General features: G+C 44.2%; 13 protein-coding genes and 2 tRNA genes. 9 read left to right on the top strand and 6 right to left on the bottom strand.

The window, feature by feature from the left end:
• The first annotated feature begins 106 nt into the window (after nt 1-106).
• Nucleotides 107-1,768 (top strand): energy-dependent translational throttle protein EttA, encoded by a 1,662-nt coding sequence (ettA, locus tag ACNS8M_RS12530; RefSeq protein WP_019838215.1) that lies wholly within the window; start codon nt 107-109, stop codon nt 1,766-1,768.
• A gap of 122 nt (nt 1,769-1,890) precedes the next feature.
• Here ettA and ACNS8M_RS12525 read toward each other — a convergent pair whose 3' ends face one another.
• From ACNS8M_RS12525 to ACNS8M_RS12505, 5 genes are all read right to left on the bottom strand, one after another.
• On the bottom strand, nt 1,891-2,232 hold the full coding sequence (locus ACNS8M_RS12525) for a hypothetical protein (protein WP_168460768.1): 342 nt from the start codon (nt 2,230-2,232) through the stop codon (nt 1,891-1,893).
• A gap of 153 nt (nt 2,233-2,385) precedes the next feature.
• Nucleotides 2,386-2,461, bottom strand: a tRNA-Glu gene (locus ACNS8M_RS12520).
• 36 nt (nt 2,462-2,497) lie between these two features.
• Nucleotides 2,498-2,573: transfer RNA gene (locus ACNS8M_RS12515), tRNA-Ala, on the bottom strand.
• Nucleotides 2,574-2,630: 57 nt separating this feature from the next.
• Nucleotides 2,631-4,139 carry a glutamate--tRNA ligase gene (gene gltX, locus ACNS8M_RS12510; protein WP_419224876.1) on the bottom strand — a complete coding sequence of 503 codons (1,509 nt, stop codon included), beginning with the start codon at nt 4,137-4,139 and terminating at the stop codon, nt 2,631-2,633.
• A gap of 140 nt (nt 4,140-4,279) precedes the next feature.
• Nucleotides 4,280-4,576, bottom strand: a complete 297-nt coding sequence (locus tag ACNS8M_RS12505; RefSeq protein ID WP_168418900.1) for a hypothetical protein — start codon at nt 4,574-4,576, stop codon at nt 4,280-4,282.
• A 497-nt stretch (nt 4,577-5,073) separates the two neighbouring features.
• Here ACNS8M_RS12505 and ACNS8M_RS12500 point away from each other — a divergent pair, with 497 nt between their 5' ends.
• From ACNS8M_RS12500 to ACNS8M_RS12465, 8 genes are all read left to right on the top strand, one after another.
• A complete protein-coding gene (locus tag ACNS8M_RS12500) occupies nt 5,074-6,087 on the top strand; it encodes a sulfate ABC transporter substrate-binding protein (protein ID WP_168418901.1) in 1,014 nt (337 codons plus the stop codon).
• 197 nt (nt 6,088-6,284) lie between these two features.
• Entirely contained in the window at nt 6,285-7,196 is a 912-nt protein-coding gene (rsmH, locus tag ACNS8M_RS12495) for a 16S rRNA (cytosine(1402)-N(4))-methyltransferase RsmH (RefSeq protein WP_168418902.1), read from the top strand.
• Between the two features lie 62 nt (nt 7,197-7,258).
• Nucleotides 7,259-7,534 (top strand): cell division protein FtsL, encoded by a 276-nt coding sequence (gene ftsL, locus ACNS8M_RS12490; RefSeq protein WP_413784402.1) that lies wholly within the window; start codon nt 7,259-7,261, stop codon nt 7,532-7,534.
• Between the two features lie 12 nt (nt 7,535-7,546).
• Nucleotides 7,547-9,370: a penicillin-binding protein PBP3 gene (ftsI, locus tag ACNS8M_RS12485; protein ID WP_419224875.1), complete on the top strand. Its 1,824-nt coding sequence runs from the start codon at nt 7,547-7,549 to the stop codon at nt 9,368-9,370.
• 10 nt (nt 9,371-9,380) lie between these two features.
• Nucleotides 9,381-10,874 carry a UDP-N-acetylmuramoyl-L-alanyl-D-glutamate--2,6-diaminopimelate ligase gene (locus ACNS8M_RS12480; RefSeq protein ID WP_419224874.1) on the top strand — a complete coding sequence of 498 codons (1,494 nt, stop codon included), beginning with the start codon at nt 9,381-9,383 and terminating at the stop codon, nt 10,872-10,874.
• 9 nt (nt 10,875-10,883) lie between these two features.
• Complete coding sequence (locus tag ACNS8M_RS12475; RefSeq protein ID WP_419224873.1) at nt 10,884-12,293, top strand: UDP-N-acetylmuramoyl-tripeptide--D-alanyl-D-alanine ligase; 1,410 nt, start codon at nt 10,884-10,886, stop codon at nt 12,291-12,293.
• Nucleotides 12,294-13,412, top strand: coding sequence for a phospho-N-acetylmuramoyl-pentapeptide-transferase (gene mraY / locus ACNS8M_RS12470; RefSeq protein WP_168418907.1), 1,119 nt, complete (start codon nt 12,294-12,296; stop codon nt 13,410-13,412).
• 73 nt (nt 13,413-13,485) lie between these two features.
• Entirely contained in the window at nt 13,486-14,289 is an 804-nt protein-coding gene (locus ACNS8M_RS12465) for a putative RNA methyltransferase (protein WP_168418908.1), read from the top strand.
• A 106-nt stretch (nt 14,290-14,395) separates the two neighbouring features.
• Here the strand turns inward: ACNS8M_RS12465 and ponA are convergent, their stop codons facing one another.
• A complete protein-coding gene (gene ponA, locus ACNS8M_RS12460; protein WP_419224872.1) occupies nt 14,396-16,954 on the bottom strand; it encodes a penicillin-binding protein PBP1a in 2,559 nt (852 codons plus the stop codon).
• Nucleotides 16,955-17,085 lie beyond the last annotated feature (131 nt).

Raw genomic sequence — 17,085 nt, 5'->3', positions numbered from 1 at the left:
TATTTTTTCTCTGTATTCAGGTATAATACCCGATTATTTTTTCGCTCATTAGAGCAGGGGCTGCTCATCTGAGCCCCAGATTTGGTTTTCTATTGAGGAGTCCTACGTGGCCCAATATATTTATACGATGAACCGAGTGTCGAAAATGGTTCCGCCTAAGCGCGAAATCCTGAAAGACATCTCTTTATCATTTTTCCCAGGTGCGAAAATTGGTGTGCTTGGTTTAAACGGTGCAGGTAAATCGACGTTGCTCCGTATTATGGCGGGCGTAGACAAAGATTTCTCGGGTGAAGCACGTGCGCAGCCAGGCATCAAAATTGGTTATCTTGAGCAAGAACCACCTTTGGACGAGAGTAAAGACGTTCGTGGTAACGTGGAAGATGGCTTGCGTGAGCCACTTGATGCTTTGGCTCGTCTTGATGAAGTCTTCGCTGAATATGCGGCTGAAGATGCAGACTTTGACGCACTAGCCAAAGAGCAAGAAAAGCTTGAAGCTATTATTCAAACTTGGGATGCGCACAACCTTACAAACCAGATGGATCAAGCTGCTGCAGCACTGAACCTGCCTGCTTGGGACGCAGACGTTTCTAAGCTTTCTGGTGGTGAACGCCGTCGTGTAGCACTTTGCCGTTTGCTTTTGTCTAAACCAGACATGTTGCTACTAGACGAACCGACCAACCATTTGGATGCCTCATCTGTTGCATGGTTAGAACGTTTCTTGAAAGACTTCCCAGGTACCATCGTCGCGATTACGCACGACCGTTACTTCCTAGATAACGTGGCTGAATGGATTCTAGAACTTGACCGTGGACATGGTATTCCATACCAAGGTAACTACTCTTCTTGGTTAGAGCAAAAGAACGCACGTCTAGAGCAAGAACAGAAGCAGGAAGAGTCTTTTGCTAAAGCATTGAAAAAAGAACTTGAATGGGTTCGTTCTAATGCCAAAGGCCAGCAAAAGAAAAACAAAGCACGTATGGAACGCTTTGAAGAGCTTAACTCGCGTGAATTCCAGCAACGTAATGAAACTTCTGAAATTTACATTCCACCTGGTCCACGTCTGGGCAACAAGGTGATTGAAGTTGAAGGGATCAGCAAATCGTTCGGCGACCGTACCCTGTATAAAGACTTGAGCTTCTCGGTACCACCATGTGCCATTGTCGGTATTGTTGGTGAGAACGGTGCAGGTAAAACGACGCTATTCCGTATGATGACTGGCGAACAGCAACCAGATACCGGTACGGTAACGCTGGGTGAGTCGGTTAAAGTGGCTTACGTGGGTCAGATTCGTGACACCTTAGACGACAACAAAACTGTTTGGGAAGAAGTGTCTGGCGGTTTAGACATCTTGCGTATAGGTGAATACGAAATCGCATCTCGTGCTTATATCGGTCGCTTTAACTTCAAAGGTCAAGATCAGCAAAAACGTGTGGGTCAATTGTCGGGTGGTGAGCGTAACCGTTTACAACTTGCGAAAATCCTGCAAATGGGCGCTAACGTGATCCTGCTGGATGAGCCGTCAAACGACTTGGATATCGAAACTTTACGTGCACTTGAGGATGCCATTCTGGTATTCCCAGGTACTGTAATGGTGATCTCGCATGACCGTTGGTTCCTAGACCGTATTGCAACGCACATCTTGTCATTCGAAGGTGAAACACCAGAATTCTTCACTGGTAACTATACTGAATTCGAAGAATATCGTCGCAAACGTGATGGTGATGACTTAGTAACCAAGCGTCAAAAATATCGCAAAATCGGTGTGTAATTATTCCCGACGTTTGTAAATAAAAAACCAGCCTTAGGGCTGGTTTTTTGTGTTCATTCAATCATGCTGATTGAGTATCAAGACAATAGCAGGATGTGAAATCTGAAACAGACTAGCAGCGTTTAAACTTCCCACTCATGGGAACATTCACGGCACTTCCATTGTTTTTGCGACTGCATAAAAGCTTGCATGGAAATTTTAAAATCAGGCAAATCACGGTAGAACAAGAAGCCTGCTATCACACATACAATGAATACCGCTACAGTAATGCTTTGTAAGGTCGTGCCTGCACCATCGCCAAAAATCCACATGGCAATACTAATTAAAACCAGAAGCAATAATACAAATACCGCAGGAATGAGCATCACCAAGCTTTTAGGCACAACAGGACGTGGCGTTGCTTGACCTGCCTGTGCAACAGGCATGATTTTTGGGCTTTGACATTTAGGGCATCGGTATTGCATTACAACTCCAAAATTCTGATCTAATTGTTATTCTAACGAAATGTGCGATAAATAAAAAACAGTCTGTCAGAAAACAGGGCAATAAAAAAGCCCAAGTCGTTGCTTGAGCTTCTTTATAAGATGAAGATAAGTGCTTTATATTCATCTTGAATATGGCGTCCCTACGGGGATTCGAACCCCGGTTACCGCCGTGAAAGGGCGATGTCCTAGGCCTCTAGACGATAGGGACTTGATGAGGCAACACAGGTAAAGCCTTATTTAAACTTGGTGGAGTCAAGCGGGATCGAACCGCTGACCTCTACAATGCCATTGTAGCGCTCTACCAACTGAGCTATGACCCCAGTCTGTGTGAGCGCAATATTAGGGCTATTGCGCTCACACGTCAACAAAAAAATGAATTAAGCTGGATTAATTGCATCATTTTTCGGCAAATTGATGCTTTCATTCAGTTTTTCCCAGACTTTGACTTCTTTTTTGCTTGGGCCGCCTACAACTTCTAAGGCATTGCGCAAACGTGCAAAAGTTAGGTCAGGGCCAATGGTGACCATGGTTTGCATGACTGGCGTAGATGCAGTTGAACCTGCAATGGCAATAAAGAATGCAGGCATGAAATCACGCAATTTGATTTCCATTTGGTTGGCCAAATCCATGAGAGTTTGGCTCACGGTGTCATTGTTCCAAGTAAATAGGCTTTCTAAACGCCAAATGGCAAATTGCAGACTTTGACGCACTTGTTCTTCAGATAGCTTTTTGCTTTCAAACTGTTCTTTGCTCAAGCTTGGGAAATGGTTGAAGTAATGAGCAGACCAATTCACCGCTTCAGACAACAAGTTAATACGTGGTTGAATTGCGGCCGCAATATCTTCAAGCTTGGCACGATCTGCTTTCCATGCAAGCAAGGTATCCAGCAGTTCAGCAGGAGATAATGCTTTAATCCATTGACCATTCAGCCAGTTCAATTTTTCTACATCAAAAATTGGGCCACCTAGTGATACACGCTGAATATCAAAGTGTTCAATCATTTCGGCCAACGTGAATTTTTCACTTTCATCTGGCATTGACCAACCCATACGGCCTAAGTAGTTCAGTAAGGCTTCTGGCAGTACCCCAATATCTTTGTAGTAGTTAATTGAAGTTGGGTTTTTACGTTTAGATAATTTAGATTTATCTGGGTTACGCAACAATGGCATGTGACACAACACAGGCATATCCCAACCAAAATATTGATATAGCAATTGATGTTTGGGTGCAGATGGAATCCATTCTTCGCCACGAATTACGTGAGTGATTTGCATTAAATGGTCATCTACCACGTTGGCTAGATGGTAAGTTGGTAAGCCATCGGTTTTGAGCAAAATTTGCATGTCGACCTGCGCCCATGGAATTTCCACTTCACCACGCAGCATATCGTTAAATTTACATACGCCTTCGGTTGGGACTTTCATGCGGATCACATGCGGTTCACCTGCAGCTAAACGACGCTGTACTTCATCTGTAGAAAGATTCAAGCCACGACCATCATAACGAGGGCTTTCACCACGTGCTTGCTGTTCTGCACGCATCTGATCCAGTTCTTCTGCAGTTGCGAAACAGTAAAAAGCATGGCCTTGTTCAACCAGTTGCAAGGCATATTGCTTGTAAATGTCCATACGTTCAGATTGGCGGTATGGTGCATGAGGACCACCAACATCTGGACCTTCTGCCCAGTTTAAGCCTAACCAACGCAATGAATCCAAAATCATTTTTTCAGATTCAGGTGTTGAACGCAGTTGGTCGGTATCTTCAATACGAAGAATAAACTCACCGCCATGCTGTTTGGCAAAACATAAGTTAAATAAGGCGATATAAGCCGTTCCCACGTGCGGGAAGCCAGTAGGAGATGGGGCAATACGAGTACGAACAGTCATAACCAAAAATAATTCAAAATGTAAATTGAAACTATTATAACGAAAAAGCCCAAGTACTTAATGTTAAATTCAACATTCTGTACTTGGGCAGTTCGGCTGCTTTTGAAAAGGGGATCAAAGGCAGTGAAATTGGGTGTTGCTTATGAGTTGCCTTGCGGGAATAAGGCTTGCACAAAACGGCTGAAACGTTGGTTTTGCAAAGCAAAGAAGCTTTGTGTCGGTGCAACATTAATCGAGGTCAGTACTTTTAAATCATTATTTGATTCAAATTTTTGCTTGTCTGCCTGTTTTTGCTGGGTAATGGCTTTTTCAATTAGGGAGTTTTTTGCAGGTGCAAGGCTGCTTTTAGTTTCAGCCGACTTTATGACTGCAGCATGGCTAACCGTAGCAAGTGAGCTTAAGCTAATGAGTGTTGCCAAGATCAGTTTAGATGTCATTCTGATTTCCCCCTTTGTTTATGAATGCACTGACAATTTATAAGTTGTTCTAATACCGTTACCATTTAATCACAAAAAAGCATCCAAAAAGTAGACTTGCGTCACACTTTTTTCAAAATAGTAAATAATCAGGATTGACTATATACCGATTTTGCAGATGATCTGTCATTTAGAACATGTTGTAACAAACAAGTGTGGAGAGATCGTGAAGATTGTTACAAAAGTCACAATAAAAATAGTGTTAGAACAATTGTGATGAGCTTGATGGAGATTAAAAATACGAAATAACCTGAAATCATTATTCGATTTTTGTATATCCAATTCACAAAAAAGGTATAAATTTGGAATAAGCGAGATTTTAAACTTTAAAGTGAATAAAAATAAATGCTTAAGCTGAAATGATTTAATTATTTGGATATTTTGCCTCATTTTACTGAATTGCGCAGCGTGATGGGATTGCATATATTGGCGGCAGTTTAAAGATGATGTGTGCTGTAATGAAAACTCAATTCAAAGCTTTATTAGCTGCTGCGCTATTGGCAACAGGTTTTGCTGCAACGACTGCTCAGGCTGCAGATCGTCAGTTTTTAAATGTATCTTATGATGCAACCCGCGAATTTTATGATGAATTTAACCAGTCGTTTGGTCAGTACTGGAAAAAACGTACGGGTATCACTGTAAATTTCAAGCAGTCGCATGGTGGTTCGGGCAAGCAAGCCCGTTCGGTGGTAGATGGCTTAAAGGGCGATGTGGTGACTTTGGCCTTGGCTAACGACATTGAAGAAATTGTAAAGTCAGGGCAAATCCAAGCAGGTTGGCAAAAAGAGTTCCCACATAACTCTGCGCCATATACCTCAACCATCGTATTTATGGTACGTAAAGGTAACCCAAAACAGATTAAAGACTGGAAGGACTTAACCAAACCGGGCGTAGAAATTATTACGCCAAACCCGAAAACTGGCGGCTTGCCACGTTGGGTGTATTTGTCGGCTTGGGGTTATGCAGAGAAGCAACCGGGTGGTTCTAAAGCCAAAGCACAGGAATTTGTGGGCAAGATGTACCACAATGTGAAAGTGATGGACTCTGCGGCACGCGCTTCTATGACGACATTTGCTGAGCGTGGCATTGGTGATGTGCTTTTAACTTGGGAAAACGAAGCCTTAGTGACCTTAAAAACTTTAGGTAAAGACAAGTTTGATATTGTTTATCCTTCAATTTCTATTTTGACTGAACCTTCAGTGGCTGTGGTAGACCGTACGGTAGAGAAAAATGGCAATAAATGGTTGGCGACAGGTTATATCAACTATTTATATTCACCTTTAGGTCAGGAAATGGCAGCTAAGCATTTCTACCGCCCACGTAATGAAAAAGTGTTGGCAAAATATGCAGCACAATTTCCAAAGCTAAAAACGTTCACTATTGATGAAGTTTTTGGTGGTTGGGCAAATGCACAAAAAACACACTTTGTGAATGGTGCGATTTTTGACCAAATTTATAATTCTAAGCGTTAAGCAATACTTCGCTGTCGCCTGATTGATCATCAGATCAACACACAAAAAAATCTCTACGGAGATTTTTTTGTGTCTAAAAAAAGCCAAAAACGGATTTCCCTATGAAAAGTAATATTTATCTACAAAAAGACGTTTGGAGCTTTGTCAAAACAAGGTAATAATGTGCAGTTACATTTTAGCTGTATTGATTGAACCCTATGTCGCATATTTCTGTATTACTTCATGAAACTGTTGATGCCATGTTGGCAGATCGCAATACAGGAATTTATGTCGATGCCACCTTTGGTCGTGGTGGTCATACCCGTTTGTTATTGTCCAAACTTGATGCACAGGCACGGGTCTATGCATTTGATAAAGACCCGCAAGCATTGGCAGTGGCAGCGGAATTGGCTCAGCAAGATTCTCGTTTTCAGATTATTCATGCCAGTTTTGCCGACCTACAGCAAGAATTGAATGCTTTAGGCATTACACAGGTAGATGGTGTGATGGCCGATTTAGGTGTGTCTTCACCGCAATTGGATCAGGCCGAGCGTGGCTTTAGTTTTATGAAAGATGGTCCACTCGATATGCGTATGGACAACTCTCAGGGGCCAACTGCAGCAGAATGGTTAGTCGATATTGCAGAAGAAGCTTTGGCCAATGTGATTTTCCAATATGGCGAAGAGCGCTATAGCCGCCGTATTGCCAAAGCCATTAAACAGGCAGGCTATATTGAGACCACGGCACAATTGGCTGAAATTGTAAAAGTGGCGCACCCGAAATGGGAAAAGAACAAACACGCTGCTACTCGCACCTTTCAGGCCATTCGTATTGCGATTAATAAAGAATTAGAAGATATTGAAACCTTCTTGCCGCAGGCGGTCGAGGTGTTAAAGCCCCAAGGCCGTTTGGCGGTGATTAGCTTCCACTCTTTGGAAGATCGTTTAATCAAACAGTTTATTCAAAAAGAATCGAGCTTGCCTGAAGATACGGGCTGGGGCTTGCCACAACAGCAACAAGATACGAGACGCCTGAAAAAAATTGCGCGGGTACGTGCCAGTGATGCTGAAGTGAAAGCCAACCCACGCTCACGCAGTGCATGGTTACGTGTTGCAGAACGATTAGCTTGAAAAGGCCAATAATGAAAACAGACGCTGTAGAAAAAAATCTAACGCCATCACGACTAAAAAAAATGGTCGCTTATTTTATTTTGTTGGCACTGGTGTTTATTAGTGCAATTATGGTGGTATTTCAAGTGTTTGAGTATCGTCATGATTATCGTCAGCTCAGTTCGTTTAACCGCGAGCGTGACGACTTAAATGCAGAATGGGGGCGTTTACTGATTGAGCAACAAACCTTTGGGGCAACAGCACAAATTGGTACCCGTGCTGTGACGCAGCTGCGCATGTATTCTCCGCCTGCAGCACAAACGGTGGTGATTTCTTTGCCTACAACTTCAGAACAATAAGGCGGCTGGCACATGGTTGATGCGCGTAAAAAGCAAACCCGAAAGAAACAACAATCGGTCACTGGAAAAAATGCCATTCATGTTGAAATGTGGCGTTTTTACTTAATGTGGAGCGTGGTTCTACTGGTGTTCGTGGCACTGGTGGGGCGGGCATTTTATGTGCAAATTATCAACCATGATTTTTTACAAAACAAAGCCAATGCCAATATTTTAAGAACTGAAAAACTAAAAGCCATGCGTGGGGTGATTTATGACCGCAATGGCGTGCCTTTGGCAATTAGTACCCCAATTATGAAAGTGGTGATTGATCCACGTGATTATTTTGACAATAAAAAGTTGTTTGATGAAATTACCGCAGAGCTGGAGAAAAATCCGACTAGCCGTAAATTGCGTCGTCAGTTACCAGATAAAAACTTAAATTTAGATGAACTGGCCGATGCGGTTGGCATGGATCGTCAGGAACTCAAACAAAAAATGAATGAGCGTCCACGCTCACGTTATTTGGTGCTGCAAAAAGAAGTGCCACCGCAACAGGCAGAACTGATTTTAAAACGCAATTTCCAAGGGGTATATACCGAAAAAAACTATAAGCGTTATTACCCACAGCCGCAGCCGAATGCACAAATTATTGGTTTGACCAACAGTGAGGGCACAGGTATTGAAGGCTTGGAAATGCAGCTGAATACCCGTTTGGCTGGTGTAGATGGCGAACAGCAAATCATCCGTGACAAAAAAGGCAACCGAGTTAAAGACCCTGAAGTCATTAAAGAAGTAGAACCGGGTGAAAATATCACCTTAAGTATTGACTCACGTTTGCAGTACATTATGTACCGTGAATTAACCGCAGCTGGTGTCGCCAATAATGCACGTTCGGCAACTGCAATTGCGGTGGATGTCAAAACAGGTGAAATTCTGGCAATGACCAGTTGGCCATCTTACAACCCGAATGACAAAAAAAGCTTATCGAACAAAGATGCGATGCGTAACCGTGGCGCGGTCGATTCTTTTGAGCCGGGTTCGACCATGAAACCAATGACAGTGGCAATGGCACTGGAAAGCGGTAAATATTCACCGAATACCGTGGTTAATTTAAGTGGTGGTTCAATGCGGGTGGGCAATCACACCATTCGCGATACTCGTAATTATGGGTCACTGACTTTGGCGGGGATTATTCAAAAATCATCTAACGTAGGTGTGGCGAAAATTGCTTTGTCGTTGCCTTATGCAACTTTACCAACTTTCTATAAACGACTCGGTTTTGGTGCACGTTCTGCCGTTAAATTCCCGGGGGAAAGTGCAGGTTTAATCTTGCCGCCAAGTAAATGGAATGTATCAGAAGTGGCGACCATGTCCTATGGCTATGGTTTAAATGCCACTGTGCTGCAATTGGCAGATGCTTATGCCATGCTGGCCAATAAAGGCGTTAAAATGCCGCTTAGCCTATATAAGCTGGAAGAACAGCCCAAAGGTGAGCAAATTGTGGATGCCAAAATTGCCGATCAAGTGATGCTGATGATGGAAGCGGTGACCTTGCCAGGCGGTACTGCTCGTCAAGCCAATATTCCAGGCTATCGGGTTGCAGGTAAAACAGGGACGGCACATAAACTTCGTGCAGACCGTAAAGGTTACTCACAAACTGAATATCGTGCTTTATTTGCAGGGGTTGCCCCAGTGAGTGATCCACGTTTGGCGATGGTGGTGGTCGTAGAAAACCCAACGGGTCAGTATTATGGTGGTTTGGTGGCAGCGCCTGTGTTTGCTCGTGTGATGCAAGAATCGTTACGTTTAATGAACGTGCCTTTAGATAAACCTTTAGAAACTCTCAACACTCCATAACAGGTGACGCATGTCGATTCGCTTTCAAGATATTTACCGCACAGCAAGCGTTGCAGATTGGATGACACAAGAATTTCAGGGCTTTCAACTGGACAGCCGTCATGTACGTTCAGGTCAAATTTTTATTGCCCTGACCAGTTTGTCACAGCCTGAAAAAACCGTTGCATTTGCCCAAGCCGCTTTAGCACAAGGTGCTTTGGCGGTGATTTCAGAAATACCCTTGGCGGTAGTGCATAATTTGGTGGTGTCAGATGTGCGTCAGCGCATGGGACAGTGGCAAAAACAATATTTACAAGCCGTGCAGCCTGTACTTTTGGCACGCATACTTGCGGTCACAGGCACCAATGGCAAGACCACCATTTCACGTTTAATTGCTGAATTGTTGATGTTGCAAGGTCAACGCTGTGCGGTCATGGGCACAACAGGCAACGGCATTTTGCCGAATTTAGAAGCTTCAACGCACACGACGTTGGATGCCTTGCAACTACAAAATGCTTTGCACAGTTATGCCCAGCAAGGGGCGGTGTTTGCTGCAATTGAAGCCAGTTCACATGGCTTAGAGCAAGGTCGCTTAAATGGTTGCGATATCGAAATTGCGGTATATAGCAACCTGAGTCGAGACCATTTGGATTATCACGGCACTTTAGAAGCCTATGCTGCCGCCAAAGCCATGTTGTTTCAGTTTGCCAGTTTAAAAGTCGCAATTATTAATTTGGATGATGAATATGCTGAGATCATGCTGCAAGCTGCGCAGCAGAATCCTGCACAACCGAAAATTTTGACTTATTCAACTCAGCAAGCGGCTGATTATCAAGTACAGCAAATTGAATATAGCCTAAATGGTGTGAGTTTTCATCTACAGACTGGCACTGCAGAATATGTGGTACAAAGCCAATTGCTCGGACATTTTAATGTTGAAAACTTGGTGGCGAGTTTAATTGCGGCTGAGCAGGCAGGTTTTGAGTTGACTGACTTGATTGCGACTGTACCACAACTGAAAGGTGCGCCAGGCCGTATGCAAGTGCTGCGTGATGCAGAGCGTTTATTTGTGGTGGATTATGCACATACCCCAGATGCCTTGATTCAAGTACTGCAAACCCTAAAACGCCATGTCAGCGCACAGCTTTGGGCAGTATTTGGTTGTGGTGGTGACCGTGACCGTGGCAAACGCCCACTTATGACCCAAGCAGCACTGGATTATGCCAATGTCGTGCTCTTGACCTCAGATAACCCACGCACAGAAGATCCTTTGCAAATTTTTGCCGATATGCAGGCAGGTGTAGATTTGTCAGTGGCACAAACACATGAAATTCATGATCGCCGCGAAGCGATTAAATATGCCGTTCAACATGCACAGGCAGGTGATATTGTGTTGATTGCAGGCAAAGGTCATGAAAATTATCAAGAAATAGATGGGGTAAGACACTGGTTTGATGATGTGATTGAAGTGCAAGCTGCGATAGATGCACAACATTGCTCACCTTCTGCTTACCCTGCGCAATAAGGAATTTGTATGCACACTTCCACCACCAGTACTGCAATTTTAGAACCTTGGACTGCAGAACAACTGCAACAGGCAACACAAGGTTATTGGCTGAACGGACAAACACCACAGGGCGAGATTAAACGTATTTTGACTGATTCACGGCATGCAGAAGCAGGCGATGCCTTTTTGGCATTAAAAGGTGAGCGTTTTGATGCACACGACTTTGTGGCTCAAGTGGCGACCCAGGGCTGTTCAATGGCGATTGTCAGCCAGCCTGTCGACGCAGATATTTGTCAGCTCGTGGTATCTGACACCCGTTTAGCCTTAGGACACTTGGGTGCCTTTCGTCGTCAGCAACATCCACAATTAAAAGTGATTGCTTTAACAGGCAGCAGTGGTAAAACCACCACCAAAGAAATGCTCGGCAGTATTTTGTCACGTTTGGCACCGACCTTAATTACCCGTGGCAACCTGAATAATGATTTGGGAGTGCCGATGATGTTGCTGGAATTGAACGCAAGCCATCAATACGCGGTAATGGAATTGGGTGCCAGTCATCAAGGTGAAATCGATTACACTTCAAACTTGGTGCAGCCGCATGTGGCAGGCATTATCAATATTGGTACGGCACATTTGGGTGAATTTGGTGGACGTGAGGGCATTTGTCGGGCGAAGTCAGAAATCTATGCACATCTTGCACCACAAGGTACTGCCATTGTGCCTGCTGCCGATGATTTTGCTGAACAGATTCAACAAGCCGTTCAGTCAGAACAGCGTCTAAGTTTTGGTGAAGGCGGTGATGTTTTTGCCACAGAAATTCAGTTGCAGCCACAATCGGCAAGTTTTTGCTTAAATACCGCACAAGGCACACGTCAGGTCAATTTACCTTTTGCCGGCGAACACAATGTACAAAATGCCACGGCTGCTGCAGCCTTTGCACTGGCAATTGGCGTGAGTTTAGATGATATTGTGGCGGGCTTGGAGCAAGCGCAAGGGGCCAAAGGCCGTTTAAACTTTATTCAGCAAGGCGCACATTTGTTCATTGATGACACCTATAATGCCAATCCAACTTCAATGCGTGCTGCAGGTGAAGTTTTGGCACAGCAAACGGGCGTGCGGGTCATGGTGATAGGTGATATCGGTGAGCTTGGCAACAGTGCGGCACAGCAACACTATATGCTAGGACGGGATTTAGTTTCTATTCGTGGCATTAATTTTGTGGTGGCTGTGGGTGAATTTTCACCTGCGACTCAAGAGGGCGCGCGTAGTACCCAATTTGGAAAAAAATTACAGGCCTTTGTAACGCAGGAACAAGCCTTGCCATTTTTAATTGATCTGGTAAAAACACATCAACCTCAGTCCATGAGTTTCCTATTTAAAGGTTCTCGTTATACCCATATGGAAACGTTGATGGCTGCATTGATGGAGAAAATTTAAATGCTGTTATGGTTATTTGAACAGCTTGCGGGCTATCACAGTTCGTTTCAAGTGGTTCGTTATTTAACATTACGTTCATTACTGAGTGTATTGACTGCACTTGGCATTGGCTTGGTGCTTGGCCCTGTGATGATTCGTAAACTGCAAGCATTGAAATACGGTCAAGCAGTTAGTTCATATGCACCAGAAGGACATGCCAAAAAGATGGGTACACCTACCATGGGTGGGGTATTAATCCTGCTCTCGATTGGTATTTCCACGTTGTTATGGGCAGACTTATCTAACCCTTATGTCTGGATTGTACTTGCGGTCATGGTGATCTTTGGTGCTGTAGGCTGGGCGGATGACTGGATTAAAATTCGTTACAAAGACAATGCTGGCTTGCCAGCACGCAAAAAGTTCTTCTGGACTTCAGTGGCATCGTTAGGGGCGGGTATTGCGTTGTATGTGATTGCAACTCAACAGCCAAACCCTGCGCAAACTGCAGATATGCTGGATGTCTTGATTCCGTTCTTTAAAGATTTTAGTATTCCTTTGTCACTGATTCCATTGGGTATAGGTTTCATTATCTTTACCTATTTGGTGATTAACGGTGCCTCAAATGCAGTCAACCTGACCGATGGTTTAGATGGTTTGGCAATTATGCCAATCGTATTGGTGGCTGCAGGTTTGGGCGTATTTGCCTACTTGGCGGGGGATGTTCGCTTTGCAGATTATCTACATATTCCTTATGTGAAATATGCCTCTGAACTGGTGGTGATCTGCGCAGCAATGATTGGTGCTGGCTTGGCATTCCTGTGGTATAACGCACATCCTGCACAGGTGTTTATGGGCGATGTGGGCGCACTGTCTTTGGGGGCAATGTTGGGTACGATTGCTGTAATGGTACGTCAGGAAATCGTCTTTGCAATTATGGGCGGTGTATTTGTGGTGGAAGCCATTTCGGTATTCCTGCAAATTGGTTCATTGCGCATGCGCAATAAACGTGTCTTTTTAATGGCGCCGTTGCATCACCACTACGAAAAGAAAGGCTGGCGTGAAACCCAAGTGGTGATTCGCTTCTGGATTATTACAATTATGCTGGTGGTTTTGGGCCTAATGACCTTAAAATTACGCTAAGCCAAAAGAACTGAAAAACTTTGAAAAGTCGGCACATGCCGACTTTTTTATGCCGCCTGCTTTGGAGAAAATCATGAATCTGCTGATGTGTCCTGTGTGTCGTCAGGTCTTACAACTACATGACAGAACGTGGCGCTGTGCCAGCAACCACAGTTATGATGTCGCGAAACAAGGCTACGTAAACTTGCATGTCGTGCAGCATAAACACAGTAAAAACCCAGGGGATACACCTGCTTCGGTACAGGCGCGCCGTGCCTTTTTAAGTGCGGGGCACTATGCACCTTTGCAACAGGCTGTGGTGCAAAAATTGCGTGAACTGCGTATAGAAAACCTGTTGGATATTGGCTGTGGTGAAGGTTATTACACGGCAGCTATGCAAGCTGAAGTCATGCAATGTGTAGGGGTGGATATTGCCAAAAATGCAGTACAAGTGGCAGCCAAACTGAATTCAGAAGTGACTTGGGTGGTGGGTACAGGTGCAACTTTGCCTGTGTTGGATCATTGTATTGATGTTTGCAGCAGTTTATTTAGTCCAATACCCAAGCAGGAAATTTTACGGGTACTCAAGCCACAAGGCTATTTGCTGGTGGTTACGCCAGCGCCTGAACATTTGTTGGCCATGCGTCAAGCCTTGTTTGAAGATGTCAAACCGCATGAGCCTGAAAAATTTGTTACTCAATTACAAGATGCTTTTGAATTGGTGGATGCCAGTGTGGTGAAGACACCGTTACAGCTCAGTCAAACAGATTTAAAACATTTGATTGCGATGACACCTTATGCCTATAAGGCCAAACCTGAGCGTCGTCAGGCATTAGAGCAACATGCTCAATTTGAACTATCTGCACAACATCAAATTTACCTGTTCCAAAAAAAGTAAGCGCTAGGTTTTAAAAATCGGGCTGCTATTTAAGTCCAAGCTGTGCTCATAAAAAAGCCCTCATCATTGCGAATGAGGGCTTTTTGCTAGCTGATGGTGTCTGTGCTTACAAGACTTCATCAATTAAGTTTTCCAAAGCATCGGGTGCAGGTTTTGGTGCAGGCGTTGGTTTAGTCGGTGTATTTTCTGGCGTTTGCATCGGTGGTGGCGTATTGTTGTCTGGTATCAACACTTCCTCGCCTGGCAAGTCATCAAAATCACGTTCAGGTGCACGTACCGGTGCAGCAGGTGCAGGGCGATACAACGGACGTGCCAGAGGTGGAGAGGCGCGATAATCTTGTTGCTGTTCTGCGGTCAGTTGATTCAGCTCACGCTGTGGTGCTTTGGCTTTGTTGTCCAAGCTTACCCAAGCTTCAGGTGTTCCTTTGAGCGCATTGCCCATAAAGTCCGTCCAAATTGGTAAAGCAGCCACACCGCCGTATTCACGACGACCTAAAGTGGTCGGTTGGTCAAACCCGACCCAGGCCACAGTCACCAGCTTGCTGTTAAAGCCCGCAAACCATGCATCTTTGGCATCATTGGTGGTTCCTGTTTTGCCGCCAATATCACCACGGCCAATTCTGAGCGCGGCACGACCAGTGCCGTGTTGAATCACATCACGTAAAATGTTGGACATATCATAGGCAGAACTAGATTTTAAAATACGCTGTGCTTGTTTGTACTGACTGCGTTCTGCCAAAATTTTTGAATCTTGCGCAACTTCTGCCTCTGCCAATTTTTGATAGGTGACTTCAATCACTTCATCATCAGGGGTTGTGGCTTCGGCACTTTCTATGGTTTGTTCTTTGGCATTAATACAGGCAATGCAAGCATATTCAGGATTGGCTTGGTAAATCACCTTGCCATAGGCATCTTCAATGCGGTTAATGAAGTGTGGCTGAATACGGTAACCGCCATTGGCAAAGGTGGCATAACCTGTCGCCATTTGAATCGGCAAGACTTGTGGTGTGCCTAATGCAATGGTGTAGTTGCGTGGGATCTGATCTTCCTGCAAACCAAAATCCATAAACAACTGACGGGTACGTTCAATCCCAACGTCCTGTAATAAACGTACAGATACTGTGTTACGTGATAAATACAACGCACGACGCAATGGAATCATACCCAAATGGCGACCATCGGAGTTACGTGGCGACCATTTACCAATGGTAATCGGGCTGTCATTGACCATGGTGTGTGGGGTCATGCCACGCTCTAAAGCCAGTGCATAAACAAAGGGTTTAATGGTAGAACCTGGCTGACGCCAACCCTGTAAGGTACGGTTAAATTTAGATTGATAGAAGTTATAACCACCGACTAACGCTTCAATAGCACCGTTGTTGGGGTTGATTGCAACCAATTGTCCTTGCACTTTGGGTACTTGTACCAAAGCCCAAGCGGTTTTATTGTCATTTGGACGTAAACGTACAATATCTTTAACTTTTACAACTTGTGCAGCACGACTGGGTGCATTGCCAACACTATTGGCATTGCGGTAGGGGCGTGCCCAAGACATCCCAGACCAAGGTACCGTTACGGTTGAACCATCTTGCATTAATGCTTCAAAAGAATTGTTCAGCACTTTCGTGACTTGGGCAGGATACGTGTTGGCATAGGCACGAAACTCTGTCAAAGGCTTGTCATGCGCTTCAGCACCACGCCAGCCATGTCGACGGTCATAGGCTTCCAAGCCTTCCTGTACGGCTTGTTCTGCGTACATCTGACGTTTACTGTCTACTGTGGTGTAGACTTTGTAGCCAGAATCTACCGCTTGTTCACCAAACTTTTTCACCAATTCTGAACGAACCATCTCGCCAATATATGGATGTTTATTGCTGATACTGCGATCAGGCATATCTAGATTAATGGGTTCAGCAATCGCTTTTTGGTACTCATTTTGGTTGATATACCCTAATTGCAACATGCGACCTAAAATCCAGTTGCGACGTTCTAAAGCACGTTCAGGATTGACGACAGGGTTATAACGCGAAGGTGCTTTGGGTAAACCTGCAATCATTGCCATTTGTGCAATAGAGAGTTCTTCTAAGCTTTTGTTGTAATAAATTTTTGCGGCTGCCGCAATACCATAAGCATTTTTACCCAAAAAGATTTTATTGACGTACAAGGTCAAAATTTCTTCTTTACTCAGGTTTTGTTCAATTTTTCGTGCTAAAAAAATTTCGGTCAGTTTACGTTTCAGGGTGCGTTCAGGGCTTAAATAATAATTTTTCGCAACTTGCATGGTAATGGTAGAGCCACCTGTTTGCACATTAGAGCCCGTTACCGCTTCACTCACAGCACGCCCAAGGCCTTTGAAGCTAATGCCACTGTGTTCAAAGAAGGCAGAATCTTCGGCAGCCAAAAAAGCTAAAATAAATTTTTCAGGAATATGTTCGTAATCAACAGGTACAGAAAGTTTGCCACCGTACTCTGCAATCAGCTCATTATCGGCACTGTAAACCTGCAATGGCTTTAGTAATGGTGCTTTTTTTAAGGTGGTCATTTCTGGCAAAGATGGGGCAATATAGAGATACATGCCATAGAATCCCATCGGTATTGCGACCAAAATTATAATAATGATCAAAAAAAATGGATGAACACGACCCGAACAAGATAGCTTTTTCATAACAAGTGCGTTTTAATAAGCGCTAATAGCAAACTAATTGCTGGTCAGTATAGCGAGTAGATTTACGGATTGTTAGATGAATTATTGTATCCGTAAAAAATTATAGACCAGCGCAGATTAGTAGGTTAAAT

Source organism: Acinetobacter sp. A2, assembly GCF_048537555.1.
GTDB lineage: Bacteria > Pseudomonadota > Gammaproteobacteria > Pseudomonadales > Moraxellaceae > Acinetobacter.
The sequence above is the reverse complement of the archived record's forward strand: the minus strand, read 5'-3'. Positions and strand labels throughout refer to the sequence as shown.

Bases quoted from the DNA above. Each gene is read 5' to 3' on its own strand.
- ACNS8M_RS12505 (WP_168418900.1), bottom strand. From the start codon at position 4,576: ATGACATCTAAACTGATCTTGGCAACACTCATTAGCTTAAGCTCACTT.
- gltX (WP_419224876.1), bottom strand. From the start codon at position 4,139: ATGACTGTTCGTACTCGTATTGCCCCATCTCCTACTGGCTTCCCGCAC.
- ACNS8M_RS12525 (WP_168460768.1), bottom strand. From the start codon at position 2,232: ATGCAATACCGATGCCCTAAATGTCAAAGCCCAAAAATCATGCCTGTT.
- ftsI (WP_419224875.1), top strand. From the start codon at position 7,547: ATGGTTGATGCGCGTAAAAAGCAAACCCGAAAGAAACAACAATCGGTC.
- ftsL (WP_413784402.1), top strand. From the start codon at position 7,259: ATGGTCGCTTATTTTATTTTGTTGGCACTGGTGTTTATTAGTGCAATT.
- rsmH (WP_168418902.1), top strand. From the start codon at position 6,285: ATGTCGCATATTTCTGTATTACTTCATGAAACTGTTGATGCCATGTTG.
- ponA (WP_419224872.1), bottom strand. From the start codon at position 16,954: ATGAAAAAGCTATCTTGTTCGGGTCGTGTTCATCCATTTTTTTTGATC.
- ACNS8M_RS12500 (WP_168418901.1), top strand. From the start codon at position 5,074: ATGAAAACTCAATTCAAAGCTTTATTAGCTGCTGCGCTATTGGCAACA.
- mraY (WP_168418907.1), top strand. From the start codon at position 12,294: ATGCTGTTATGGTTATTTGAACAGCTTGCGGGCTATCACAGTTCGTTT.
- ACNS8M_RS12480 (WP_419224874.1), top strand. From the start codon at position 9,381: ATGTCGATTCGCTTTCAAGATATTTACCGCACAGCAAGCGTTGCAGAT.
- ACNS8M_RS12475 (WP_419224873.1), top strand. From the start codon at position 10,884: ATGCACACTTCCACCACCAGTACTGCAATTTTAGAACCTTGGACTGCA.
- ACNS8M_RS12465 (WP_168418908.1), top strand. From the start codon at position 13,486: ATGAATCTGCTGATGTGTCCTGTGTGTCGTCAGGTCTTACAACTACAT.